Genomic DNA, 12,972 nt, shown 5'->3' on the forward strand with positions numbered 1-12,972 from the left:
CCGGTCTGTTGCAGCTCGGCTCTTAGCGCAACAGACCGGCAGCCCTGGCCCAGCGGTATTTCGCGCCGAGGACCGCCACGGGCTTCTCCGTCGTGTACGGGTACGCGACCACGCCGTGCTCGAACAGGTACTCGCTGGCCTCCTCCACCTCGGTGTCGCCGGCGAGTGACGCCACGACCGGCTTGACGTTGCCCTTCGCCCGCTCCTCTGCCACGACACGGGCGATGAGCTCGGCGAAGACCATCGGCGGCGTCACGATCGTGTGCCAGTAGCCCAGGACCAGCGCGTGGATGCGCTCGTCGGCCAGGCCGAGGCGGACCGTGTTCTCGTAGGTCGAGGGCGGTTCGCCGCCGGTGATGTCGATGGGGTTGCCCGCCGCGCCGAAGGGCGGGATGTAGGCGCGGAAGGCCGTGTCCAGGTCGGGCGGGATGTCCATGAGCGTCAGCCCGGCGTCCACGATGGCGTCCGACAGCAGCACGCCCGAGCCGCCGGCCCCGGTGATGATGACGACGTTCTCGCCCTTGGGCGCGGGCAGGATCGGCAGCGCGCGGGCGTATTCGAGCATGTCGTTGAGCCCCGGCGCGCGCACGACCCCGGCCTGCCGCAGGATGTCGTCGTAGACCTTGTCGTCGCCCGCCAGCGCGCCCGTGTGGGAGCCCGCCGCCCGCGCGCCCATCGCGGTGCGGCCGGCCTTGAGCACGATGACCGGCTTCTGCCTGACGACCCGGCGCGCGGCCTCGACGAAGCCGCGGCCGTCCTTGAGGTCCTCCAGGTGCATGGCGACGGCCTTGGTGTTGTCGTCCTGCTCGAAGAAGGTCAGCAGGTCGTCCTCGTCCACGTCGGCCTTGTTGCCGACGCCGACGATGGCCGAGACGCCCATCTTGGTGGTGCGGCTGAAGCCCAGGATGGCCATGCCGATGCCGCCGCTCTGCGAGGTCAGCGCCACGCTCCCCTTGACGTCGTACGGGGTGCAGAACGTCGCGCAGAGGTTCTCCGGCGTGTAGTAGTAGCCGTAGATGTTGGGCCCGAGCATGCGCACGCCGTGCCTGCGCGCGATCTCGACGATCTCCTTCTGGCCCTCCACGTTCCCCGTCTCGGCGAACCCCGACGGGATCATGATCGCGCCCGCCACGCCCTTCCGCCCGGCCTCCTCCAGCGCCGGCGCCACGAACTTGGCGGGGATCGCGAACACGGCCACGTCCACGTCGCCGGGCACGTCCGAGATGCTCTTGTACGCGGTCAGCCCCATGATCTCGTCGGCCTTGGGGTTGATCGGCAAGATCTGCCCCTGGTAGCCGCCGTTGATGAGGTTGCGCATGACCGAGTTGCCGATCTTGCCGGTCTCGGCGGAGGCGCCGATCACGGCCACCGCGCGCGGCTTGAAGATCCGCGTCATCTGCCGGAGGATCTCCTCCTGCGGCAGGCGGACGACCTCGGCGGGCTTGTCGCCGATGAGGATGCGCACGTCGGCGGCCACCGCGCCGTTCGCGTCGGCGAAGACGGGGTTGAGGTCCACCTCGAGGATCTCGGGGAAGTCGGAGACCAGCCGGCCGACGCGCTCGATCAGCTCCGCCAGTGCCTCGCGGTTGGCGGGCTCGGCCCCCCGGGCACCACGGAGCACTTCTGCCGCCCTGATGTCGTCCAGCATCCCAAGCGCATCTTCTCCCGAGACGGGGGCGAGGCGGAAGGTCACATCTTTGAGCACCTCGACCAGGACGCCGCCCAGCCCGAACGCGATCACCTTGCCGAATGTGGGGTCGGTGACGGCGCCGACGATGACCTCGTGGCCGCCGCCGACGAGCTGCTGCACCTGGACGCCGTCGATGGTGGCGTCGGCGTCGTAGGCGCGGGCGTTGGCGAGGATCGTGTCGTAGCCGGCGCGGACCTCCTCCGCGCTCTTCAGGCCGACCAGCACGCCGCCCGCGTCGGTCTTGTGCAGGATGTCCGGGGAGACGATCTTCAGGACGACCGGGAGGCCGATGCGCTCGGCGATCGAGACCGCCTCGCCGGCCGAGGTGGCCAGGCCCTCGCCCGGGGTGGCGATGCCGTACTCCTCGCAGATCCTGCGCCCCTCGGGGGCGGTCAGGGCCGTGCGGCCCTCGGCGAGCGCCTTCTCGATGACTTCGCGGACTGCGCCCATGCTCGCGCTCCCTACGGGTACTCGCTGGCCATGGGAGCTGCCGCTGTCGGACCCTACTCGCCGCTCCACTAGATGACTCCGTTCGTCTTAAGGTCGGCCAGCTCCTCCGCGCTCACGCCGAGCTCGCCGTAGATCTCCTGGTTGTGCTCGCCGAGCAGGGGCGGGGTGCGGACGTCCACCGGGGAGTCCGACAGCTGCAGCGGGCTGCCGACGGTCACGAACTCGCCGCGCTCCGGGTGGTCGACCGTGACGACGATGCCCTCCTCGCGCAGGCTCTCGTCCTGGACCAGCTCCTTGGTGGACAGGATCGGCCCGCACGGGATGTTCTCGGCGTTGAGCCGGTCGAGGACCGTCCACTTGTCGTGGCGGATCGTCCACTCCTCGATGAGCTGGAACATCTTGTCCAGCTTCGGCAGCCGCGCCTCGGGCGTGGCCCACTCGGGGTCCTCGGCCAGCTCGGGGCGGCCGATGATGTTCGAGATGGGTTTCCAGCCGACCGGCTGCACGATCACGTAGATGTAGTCGTTGGGTCCGCCGGGCGCGCAGCGCACCGCCCAGCCGGGCTGGCCGCCGCCGCTGGCGTTGCCCGAACGGGGCACCTCGTCGCCGAAGGCCTTGTTCGGGTACTCGCGCAGCGGGCCGTGCGCCAGGCGCTGCTGGTCGCGGAGCTTGACGCGGCACAGGTTCAGCACGGCGTGCTGCATGGCCACCTGTACGCGCTGCCCCCGGCCGCTCTGCTGGCGCTGGTAGAGGGCGGCCAGGATGCCGGCGACCGCGTGGATGCCGGTGCCCGAGTCGCCGATCTGCGCCCCGGTGGCCAGCGGCGGGCCCTCCTCGAAGCCGGTGGTGGTCATCGAGCCGCCCATGGCCTGGGCGATCACCTCGTACGCCTTGAACTTGGCGTACTTACCGGTGCCGAAGCCCTTGATCGAGGCGTAGATCAGGCGCGGGTTGAGCTCCTGGAGGCGGTCCCAGGTGAAGCCCATGCGGTCGACCGCGCCCGGGCCGAAGTTCTCCACCAGGATGTCGGCGCTCTTCACCAGCTCGGTGAAGATCTCCTTGCCGCGCTCGCTCTTCATGTTGAGGGTGATGCTGCGCTTGTTGCAGTTGAGCATCGTGAAATAGAGGCTGTCGACGTCCGGGAGATCGCGGAGCTGCTGCCGGGTGATGTCGCCGGTCGGGGCCTCCAGCTTGACGACGTCCGCGCCCAGCCAGGCGAGCAGCTGGGTGCAGGACGGGCCCGACTGGACGTGGGTCATGTCGAGGACGCGGACACCTTCGAGGGCCTTCATCGTGGCGCTCCCCTACTTGTACATCGTCTGGTTCATGGTTCCGGGGGCGTAGACCTCTGGGTCGACCCACACGTTGATCAGCGAGGGCTTGCCCGACTCCCTGGCCCGCTCCAGCGCGGGGCGGATCTCGGCCGGGTCGCGCACCTCCTCGCCGTAGCCGCCGAGCAGCTTGGCGAAGTCGCCGTAGCGGATGTCGCCGAGGGTGTTGCCGACGCGGGCGCGGTCCTCGCCGTACTTGGCGGCCTGGCCGTACCTGATCTGGTTCATGGACGAGTTGTTGCCGATGACTCCGATGAACGGCAGGTCGAAGCGGACCATGGTCTCGAAGTCCCAGCCGGTCAGGCTGAAGGCGCCGTCGCCGAACAGGCAGAGCACCTCCTTGTCGCGCCGCGCCTGCTTGGCCGCCATCGCGAACGCCATGCCGACGCCGAGCGTGCCGAGCGGGCCCGGGTCCATCCAGTGGCCCGGCGACTTGGGCTGCACGACCTGGCCCGAGAAGGTGACGATGTCGCCGCCGTCGCCGATGTAGATCGTGTCCTCGGTGAGGAACTCGTTGATCTCGTGGACCAGGCGGTAGGGGTCGATGGGCTGGGCGTCGGAGAGCTGGCGGGGCAGGCGCTTCTCGTACGCCTGGGTCTCGACCGCGCGCAGCTCGTCCATCCACTCCTTGCGCTTGGTGACCGCGTTCTCGATCCGGCCGCTGGCGGCCTGGGCCGCCGCCGCCAGGACGAGGCCGGCGTCGCCGACGATCCCCAGGTCGATGTCGCGGTTCTTGCCGACGGTGCGGTAGTCGAGGTCGATCTGGACCACGGTGGCGGTCGGCGACAGGCGCTTGCCGTAGCCCATCCGGAAGTCGAACGGGGTGCCGACGATGATGATCAGGTCGGCGTTGGTGAAGGCGTACCTGCGGCTGAGCTGGAAGTGGTGCGGGTCGCCGGGCGGGAGCGTGCCGCGGCCCGAGCCGTTCATGTACGCCGGCACGTTCAGGGCGCGGACGAAGTCGATCGCGGCGTCCGTGGCCCGGCACGTCCACACCTGGCTCCCGAGCAGGATGCACGGCTTCTCAGCGTGCGCCAGCATGTCGGCCAGCCGCTCGATCGCCTCGGGGTCGCCCTGCTGGCGGGTCGAGGCCCGGTAGTGCCCCGCCTTGGGGATGCGCGCCTTCTCCAAGGGGACCTTCGCGTCGAGCACGTCGCGCGGGATCTCCAGGAACGACGGGCCCGGCGCGCCGTTGTAGCACTCGCGGAAGGCCATCGACACGATGTCCGCCACCCGCTCCGTGCTGGGCACCGTGGCCGCGAACTTCGTGATCGGGTTCATCATGTCCACGTGCGGCAGGTCCTGCAGCGAGCCCATCTTGTGCTGGCTCAGCGCTCCCTGGCCGCCGATGAGCAACATGGGGCTCTCCGCGCGGAAGGCGTTGGCCACGCCGGTCACCGCGTCGGTCGTGCCCGGCCCGGCGGTGACCACAGCGCAGCCGGGCTTGCCGGTGATGCGCGCGTACCCGTCGGCCGCGTGCGCCGCCACCTGTTCGTGGCGTACGTCGATGACCTCGATGCCCTCATCGACGCAGCCGTCGTAGATATCGATGATGTGGCCGCCGCAGAGCGTGTAGATCACGTCCACGCCCTCGGCCTTGAGTGCCTTGGCTACGAGATGACCACCAGAGATCGTTTCCGACATCATGCCACCCTTTCACGGCGTCGGCTGTCTTCCGCATACTGCATACCGTATGACCGCAATGGTTACTCCCTCCCGTTCGGCCTGTCTAGCCCCCCGGAGGCAACTCGATCAGCTCGACCTGCTCACCGGCCCACCCCGGGGGGACGACGGCCAGCGCGTCTGCCAGCGCCGCCCCCCACAGCGAACCCGGCCGGTCGTGCCCCACCGGCACCGCGCCCCGGCCGGACCTCCTGACCGGCACGAGCCGCGTGTCGCGGGGATGCGCCCGCACCGCTCCGGCCAGCGCCGACGCCTCCGTGCGGGCATGGGTGCCGGCCAGTTCGCGCAGGATGGGGGCGAGCAGTGTGAGGGCCGCGCCGAGGGCCGCGAACGGGTTCCCCGGCAGGCCGACGACCAGCGACCCGCCCGGCAGCCGGGCCAGCAGCTGCGGGTGCCCGGGCCGGACGGCGACGCCGTCGACGATCACGTCGGCGCCGAGGTCGCCGAGCACGGCTCGGAGGTGGTCGGCCGGGCCCTTGGACGACGCGCCGCACACGACGGCCACGTCCGCCGCCCCGGCGGCCAGCGCGGCGCGGAGCGCTTCCCGGCCGTCGGGCAGCACGTCCGTGCTCGCCACCCGGCCGCCGGCCCACGCCACCAGCCCCGGCAGGAACGGGCCGATGGCGTCGCGCACCCGGCCCGGCGCGGGGAGGCCCTCGTGCACGACCTCGTCCCCGGTGATCAGCACCGCCACGCGGGGGCGGGGCCGTACCAGCAGCTCGTCGTGGCCCAGCGCGGCGGCCAGCCCGAGCGCCACCGGGGTCACCACCGCGCCCGCGCCCAGCACGACCGCGCCCTCGGCGATGTCCTCGCCCCGCCGCCGGATGTGCCGCCCGAGCTCGGCGACGCCGTTCACCCGCGTCCCGTCCACCGCGGCCTGCTCGTAGGGCAGCACCGCCGACGCCCCCGCGGGCGTCGGGGCGCCGGTGGCGATCTCGACCGCCTCCCCCGGCCGCAGCTCGTCGTCGTAGCAGGCGCCGCCGGCCAGCACCCGGCCGGCCACCCGCCACGGGCCGGCGCCGGCCACCGCGTAGCCGTCCATCGCCGAGACGTCCACCCCCGGCACCGCCACCAGCGCCGTCAAAGGCGCGGCCAGTCGGCTGCCGAGAGCGTCGGCGAGCGGCACGGACGCGGGCTCGAGGGGCGTCGCGGCCCCCTTCGCGAGGGCCCGTGCGGTCACCCAGGTCGTCGATTCCACCACTAGATCATGCCGAAGAACGGTCATAGGCATGCTCCTTGACCCGCGTTTTTCCATACTGTATACCGAATGCAAATCCGACGCGAGAACGGAGCGCAGCATGAAGGTCGCTGTTCTTGGCGCCGGCGCCATCGGCGCATACGTGGGGGCCGCCCTCCACCGGGCGGGGGTCGAGGTGCACCTCATCGCGAGAGGCGAGCACCTGGAGTCGATACGCCGCGCCGGTGTGCGGGTGCTCACCCCCAGGGGCGATTTCACCGCCCATCCTCATGCCACCGACGACCCCACCCAGGTCGGCCCGGTGGACCACATCTTCCTGGGCCTCAAGGCGAACAGCTACGCCTCCGCGGGCCCCATGATCAGGCCGCTCCTGCACGATGCCACGAGCATCATCGCCGCGCAGAACGGCATCCCGTGGTGGTATTTCCACGGGCTCAAGGGCCCCTACGAGGGCTACCGCATCGAGAGCGTCGACCCGGGCGGGGCGGTCACGACCGCCCTGCCCCTGCACCGTGCCGTCGGCTGCGTCGTGTACGCCGCCACCGAGATCGAGCGGCCCGGCGTGATCCGCCACCTCGAAGGCACCCGCTTCTCCATCGGCGAGCCGGACGGCGAGCTGACCGAGCGGTGCGCCGCCTTCAGCCAGGCCGCGATAGCCGGCGGGCTCAAGTGCCCGGTGGAACGCGACCTGCGCAAGGACGTGTGGGTCAAGCTCATGGGCAACATCGCCTTCAACCCCATCAGCGCGCTGGCCAGGGCGACGATGGCCGGGATCTGCCGCCACGACGGCACCAGGGAGCTGGTCGTGGCCATGATGCGGGAGACCGTCGAGGTGGCCAGGAGGGTCGGCTGCGACCCGGGGATCTCCATCGAACGCCGCCTGAAAGGAGCGGAGAAGGCGGGCGAGCACAAGACCTCCACGCTGCAGGACCTGGAGAAGGGCAAGCCGCTGGAGCTGGACGTGCTGCTCGCGGCGGTGGTCGAGCTGGCCGACCTCACCGGCGCCGAGGTGCCGACGCTGCGCGCGATCCACGCCGTGAGCGACCTCCTCAACGCCAACCTTGTCCGCGCGGGCTAGCAGAGAATACCGTAGCCTGTATACAGAATGGAGGGATCATGAGCTATGACCGCCTGACCCATCCACTGGTGCGTGAGAACGGCGTGCTGCGCAGGGCGACCTGGGAGGAGGCCCTGGAGCGGGCGGCGGAGGGCTTCCGCCGCAATCTCGCCGCGCATGGGCCCGACTGCTTCGCCATGTTGTCGTGCGCCCGTTCCACCAACGAGATGAACTACGTCGGGCAGAAGTTCACCCGCGTGGTGATCGGCACCAACAACGTGGACTCCTGCAACCGCACCTGCCACGCGCCGAGCGTGGCGGGGCTGTCGGCGGTGTTCGGCAGTGGTGGCGGCACGTCCTCCTACCAGGAGGTGGAGGACACCGATGTGATCGTCATGTGGGGTTCGGCGGCGCGTAACGCCCACCCCATCTTCTTCCAGCACGTGCTGAAGGGCATCCACAACGGCGCGCGGATGTTCGCGGTGGACCCGCGGCGCACCGGCACCGCCCAGTGGGCCGACCTGTGGCTGGGGCTGAACGTGGGCACGGACATCCCCCTGGCCCACGCGGTGGCCAGGGAGATCATCCACGCGGGGCTGCACAACGAGGCGTTCATCGAGCGGGCCACGATCGGGTTCGAGGAGTTCAAGGAGTCGATCGAGCCCTGGACGCTGAGCGCCGCCGAGCAGGTCACCGGCGTGCCCGCGCACGCCATCCGCGAGCTGGCCCACGCCTACGCCCGCGCCGACCGCGCCCAGCTGTGCTGGACGCTCGGCATCACCGAGCACCACAACGCGACGGACAACGTACGGGCCCTGATCAACCTGGCCCTGCTCACCGGCCACGTCGGCCGCTACGGCTCCGGCCTGTCGCCGCTGCGCGGCCAGAACAACGTGCAGGGCGGCGGCGACATGGGCGCCATCCCCAACCGCCTGCCCGGTTTCCAGGACATCCTCGACCCGGGCATCCGGGCGCGTTTCGAGAGCGCGTGGGGCAGGGAGATCCAGCCCCGCTACGGCCTCAACCTCACCCAGATGCTGGAGGCCATGGCCGAGGGCGAGGTGACCACCTGCTATCTCATCGGTGAGAACCCCGTGCAGTCCGAGGCCGACTCGCTGGCCTGCATCAAGCGCCTGTCCATGCTCGACCACCTGGTCGTGCAGGACATCTTCCTCACCAAGACCGCCCAGATGGCCGACGTCGTGCTGCCCGCGAGCGCCGCCTGGTGCGAGGCGGACGGCACGTTCACCAACAGCGAGCGCCGGGTCCAGCGGGTGCGCAAGGCCCTGGATCCGCCGGGCGAGGCGCGCGACGACATCTGGATCATGTGCGAGCTGGCGCGCAAGCTGGGCCACGACTGGCACTACGACGGCGCCGAAGAGGTCTGGAACGAGCTGCGCGCCATGTCGCCCCAGCACCACGGCATGACCTACCAGCGGCTGGCCGAGCTGCAGGGCATCCAGTGGCCCTGCCCGTCGGAGGACTCGCTGGAGCCGCCCTACCTGCACGGCAGGCTGTGGGAGAGCGACCCGGTCAAGCGGGGCACGCCGGCGCCGTTCGCGGTGCTGCGCCACTCGCCGCCGGTGGACCTGCTGGACGAGGAGTATCCGCTGCGGCTGACGACCGGGCGGCGGCTCGACTCCTACAACACGGGCGTGCAGTCCTCCGGGTTCGCCTCTCCCCTGCGCCGGGGCGAGACGGTGGAGCTCTGCCCGGAGGACGCCGACCGGCTCGGCGTCGTCGCCGGCGAGGAGGTGCGGATCACCTCGCGGCGCGGGTCGGTGGTCGCGCCGGTGTTCATCGACCCCGCCCTGCGGCCGGGGCTGGTGTTCATGACCATGCACTTCCCGGACGAGGTGGACACCAACTCCCTCACCATCGAGGCCACCTGCCCGATCGCGGGCACCGCCGAGTTCAAGGCGGCGGCCGTACGTGTCGAGAAGCTCGTGAAGGCCGGGTGATCAGATGGATCTGAGGTTCCGCGGCGCAGAGCCGTCCGAGGAGGAGCGCGCGGCCGTCGACGCCCTGCTCGGGCCGCCCGCGTCGGCGTGGGACGGCGGCGGGAGGACCGAGGCCGACCTGCGGGTGGCCGCGCGGGCCGAGTCGCAGCGCGACATGCTGCTGCCCGCGCTGCACGCGGTCAACGACCGCGTCGGGTGGATCAGCGAGGGCGCGCTCGACTACATCTGCCGCCGCCTGACCGTGCCGCCCGCCGAGGCGTACGGGGTGGCGACGTTCTACTCGCTGTTCTCCATGGAGCCGCGGCCGAAGCGGGTGCTGCACGTCTGCACCGACCTGGCCTGCCAGGCCAAGGGCGGCGAGGACGTACGCAGGCGGGTGGAGGAGCGGCTCGGCCCGCCCGGCAAGTCGTGGCACGAGAGCCCCTGCCTGGGCCTGTGCGAGCGGGCCCCCGCCGCGCTCGCCCTGGAGGCCGGCACGCCTGCCAAGGCCCAGGTGTACGCGCCCGCGAACGCCTCCCTGGCCCTGGACTCCCCCACCCCCAACGGCCACACCCCCAGCCTCGAGGTCGCCGGTGACGCCCCGGTGGCGGCGGCCGTGCCGCAGGCCGGACAGGACGGGCTGACCCTGCTCAGGAGGGTCGGCACGACCGATCCCGCGAGCCTGGACGACTACCGGGCGGCCGGCGGCTACACCGCGCTCAGGCGGGCGTTCGAGCTGGGGCCCGCCGGGGTCATCCGGGAGGTCCTGGAGTCGGGGCTGGTCGGCAGGGGCGGCGCCGCGTTCCCGACCGGCCGCAAGTGGGACGCCACCGCGCGGCAGCCCGACCGCCCGCACTACCTGGTCTGCAACGCCGACGAGAGCGAGCCGGGCACCTTCAAGGACCGCGTGATCATGGAGGGCGACCCGTACGCGCTGGTGGAGGCGATGACGATCGCCGCCTACGCCACCGGCTGCGCCAAGGGATACCTCTACATCAGGGGCGAATACCCCAGGGCGACCGCACGGCTCCAGCACGCCATCGCGACCGCCCGCGCGCGGGGCCTGCTCGGCGACGACATCCTCGGCAAGGGCCTGTCGTTCGACATCGAGCTGCGCAGGGGCGCGGGCGCCTACATCTGCGGCGAGGAGACCGCGATCTTCAACTCCATCGAGGGGCAGCGGGGCGAGCCGCGCAGCAAGCCGCCGTTCCCCGTGGAGAAGGGGCTGTTCGGCAAGCCGACCGTGGTCAACAACGTCGAGACGCTGGTCAACGTGCTGCCGATCCTGGAGCGCGGCGCCCGGGCGTACGCGGCGGCCGAGCCCAAGCTGTTCTGCGTCTCGGGCGCGGTCGAGCGGCCCGGCGTGTACGAGCTCACGTTCGGGACGACGTTGCGCGAGCTGCTGGACCTGACCGGCACCACCGGGACGACCAGGGCGGTGCTGCTCGGCGGCGCGGCCGGCGCGTTCGTCACCGACCTGGACATCCCGCTCACCTTCGAGGGCACCAGGAACGCGGGGGCGACGCTCGGCTCCGGCGTGGTGCTCGTCATCGACGACACCGTGGACATGAAACGGCTGCTGCTGCGCATCGCGGAGTTCTTCCGCGACGAGTCCTGCGGCCAGTGCGTGCCCTGCCGGGTGGGCACCGTACGGCAGGAGGAGGCACTACACCGGCTGTCGCGCCGGGTTTCGGACGACGATCTCGTGCTGCTGCGCGAGGTCGGCCAGACCATGCGGGACGCCTCGATCTGCGGCCTCGGACAGACCGCCTGGAACGCCGTCGAATCGGCCATCGACCGTCTGGGAGTGTTCAAATGATCCCGCTCCAGCCGCCCCGGCGGCTCATCGACGTCCAGATCGACGGCGAGGACGTACGGGTGCCGGAGGGCTCGACGATCCTCGACGCCTGCCACGCGGCGGGCAAGGACATCCCCACCCTCTGCTACGGCGACACGCTGACCCCGAAGAACGCCTGCCGCGTCTGCGTCGTGGAGGTGGAGGGCGCCAGGACGCTGGCGCCCTCCTGCTCCCGCAAGGCGGAGGCCGGCATGAAGGTCGGCACCGACACCGAGCGGGCCCGGCAGAGCCGCAAGGTGGTGCTGGAGCTGCTCGGCTCCTCCGTGGACATGTCGACCACCCCTCGGGCCGCCGAGTGGGTCGAGGAGTACGGCGCCGACCCCGCGCGCTTCGGCGACGACGCGGCCACGGTCGAACAGCCCGCCAAGGTGGACAACGACCTGTACGTGCGCGACTACAGCAAGTGCATCCTGTGCTACAAGTGCGTGGACGCCTGCGGCGACCAGTGGCAGAACACCTTCGCCATCGCCGTAGCGGGCCGGGGGTTCGACGCGACGATCTCCACGGAGTTCGAGGCGCCGCTCACCGACTCGGCCTGCGTCTACTGCGGCAACTGCGTGGAGGTGTGCCCGACGGGCGCGCTGTCGTTCAAGACCGAGTTCGACATGCGGGCCGAGGGCACCTGGGACGAGTCGCGGCAGAGCGAGACCACGACGGTCTGCAGCTACTGCGGGGTCGGCTGCAACCTGACCCTGCACGTGCAGGACAACAAGATCGTCAAGGTGAGCTCGCCGCACGACAACCCGGTGACCAAGGGCAACCTCTGCGTCAAGGGCCGCTTCGGGTACGGCTATGTCTAGGGCGCTCATCCGGGGCAGCGGGAGCGCTCATGTCTAGGGCGCTCATCCGGGCGGAGGATTGCGCTCATGTCTAGGGTCGCGGTGAAACGGCGGATCCTGCGGGTCAAGGACACCGTCCGGATCCCCAAGATCGACTCGCTGGCCGCCGAGGAGCCGCTGGAGATCCGCCTCGACGGGACGCCACTGACGGTCACCATGCGCACGCCCGGCGACGACTTCGACCTGGCCGCCGGGTTCCTGGTCAGCGAGGGGGCCGTGGGCGCGGCGGACGACATCGCCACGATCCGCTACTGCGCGGGCGCGACGGTGGACGGCGGCAACACCTACAACGTGCTCGACGTGCGGCTCGCGCCCGGCGTGGCGGCGCCCGCGCCGCGCAACTTCTACACCACGTCCTCCTGCGGCGTCTGCGGCAAGGCGTCGCTGGAGGCGGTACGCACGGTGGCTCGCTGGAGCGCCGGAGACGACCCGGTCGAGCTGGCGCAGCCGACCGTCGCCACCCTGCCGGACCGGCTGCGCGCGGCCCAGCGGGTGTTCGACCGGACCGGGGGCCTGCACGCGGCCGGCCTGTTCACGTCCGACGGCGAGCCGCTGTGTGTGCGCGAGGACGTGGGCCGGCACAACGCGGTGGACAAGCTGCTCGGCTGGGCCCTGCGCAACGACCGGCTCCCTCTTCGGGGGACGGTGCTGATGGTGTCGGGCCGGGCGTCGTTCGAACTGGTACAGAAAGCGGTCATGGGGGGCATCCCGGTGCTCGCCGCGGTCTCGGCGCCGTCGTCGCTCGCGGTCGAACTGGCCGCGGAGGAGGGGCTGACGCTCATCGGGTTCCTGCGCGGGAACTCGATGAACGTCTATACGGGCGAGCGCCGCCTGAGCATCACCCCGAGCGCCGGCTATGGCTCGGCCGGCGCACACTCACCGGGGTGATGACGGGATGCCGCACGGCGCCCTGGCCCCCAGCCGCC

The 12,972-nt window shown here is 71.1% G+C and carries 9 protein-coding genes; 5 read left to right on the forward strand and 4 right to left on the reverse strand.

The genetic code is table 11. From position 1 onward, the window contains the following. Positions 1–22 precede the first annotated feature (22 nt). From ACFKCF_RS00110 to ACFKCF_RS00125, 4 genes are all read right to left on the reverse strand, one after another. Positions 23–2,140, reverse strand: a complete 2,118-nt coding sequence (locus ACFKCF_RS00110; protein WP_394489258.1) for an acetate--CoA ligase family protein — start codon at positions 2,138–2,140, stop codon at positions 23–25. 68 nt (positions 2,141–2,208) lie between these two features. Continuing rightward, on the reverse strand, positions 2,209–3,432 hold the full coding sequence (gene frc, locus ACFKCF_RS00115; protein WP_394489260.1) for a formyl-CoA transferase: 1,224 nt from the start codon (positions 3,430–3,432) through the stop codon (positions 2,209–2,211). Positions 3,433–3,444: 12 nt separating this feature from the next. Further along, positions 3,445–5,115: a thiamine pyrophosphate-binding protein gene (locus tag ACFKCF_RS00120; protein ID WP_394489262.1), complete on the reverse strand. Its 1,671-nt coding sequence runs from the start codon at positions 5,113–5,115 to the stop codon at positions 3,445–3,447. Between the two features lie 85 nt (positions 5,116–5,200). Continuing rightward, complete coding sequence (locus ACFKCF_RS00125; protein ID WP_394489264.1) at positions 5,201–6,379, reverse strand: molybdopterin molybdotransferase MoeA; 1,179 nt, start codon at positions 6,377–6,379, stop codon at positions 5,201–5,203. 73 nt (positions 6,380–6,452) lie between these two features. On the opposite strand from ACFKCF_RS00125, the gene ACFKCF_RS00130 reads away from it, so the two are divergent. The 5 genes from ACFKCF_RS00130 to fdhD all read left to right on the forward strand — a co-directional run bounded on the left by ACFKCF_RS00130 (position 6,453) and on the right by fdhD (position 12,934). Beyond that, on the forward strand, positions 6,453–7,430 hold the full coding sequence (locus tag ACFKCF_RS00130) for a 2-dehydropantoate 2-reductase (protein WP_394489266.1): 978 nt from the start codon (positions 6,453–6,455) through the stop codon (positions 7,428–7,430). A 38-nt stretch (positions 7,431–7,468) separates the two neighbouring features. Beyond that, positions 7,469–9,370, forward strand: coding sequence for a molybdopterin oxidoreductase family protein (locus tag ACFKCF_RS00135; protein ID WP_394489268.1), 1,902 nt, complete (start codon positions 7,469–7,471; stop codon positions 9,368–9,370). A gap of 4 nt (positions 9,371–9,374) precedes the next feature. Further along, positions 9,375–11,168 carry an NAD(P)H-dependent oxidoreductase subunit E gene (locus ACFKCF_RS00140; RefSeq protein ID WP_394489270.1) on the forward strand — a complete coding sequence of 598 codons (1,794 nt, stop codon included), beginning with the start codon at positions 9,375–9,377 and terminating at the stop codon, positions 11,166–11,168. Next, complete coding sequence (locus ACFKCF_RS00145; protein WP_394489272.1) at positions 11,165–12,007, forward strand: 2Fe-2S iron-sulfur cluster-binding protein; 843 nt, start codon at positions 11,165–11,167, stop codon at positions 12,005–12,007. The genes ACFKCF_RS00140 and ACFKCF_RS00145 overlap by 4 nt, the downstream gene beginning before the upstream one ends. Before the next feature lie 66 nt (positions 12,008–12,073). Next, on the forward strand, positions 12,074–12,934 hold the full coding sequence (gene fdhD / locus ACFKCF_RS00150; RefSeq protein WP_394489274.1) for a formate dehydrogenase accessory sulfurtransferase FdhD: 861 nt from the start codon (positions 12,074–12,076) through the stop codon (positions 12,932–12,934). Positions 12,935–12,972: the final 38 nt, after the last annotated feature.

The sequence above is a fragment of the Nonomuraea sp. JJY05 genome, from assembly GCF_043496855.1.
Lineage (GTDB): Bacteria > Actinomycetota > Actinomycetes > Streptosporangiales > Streptosporangiaceae > Nonomuraea.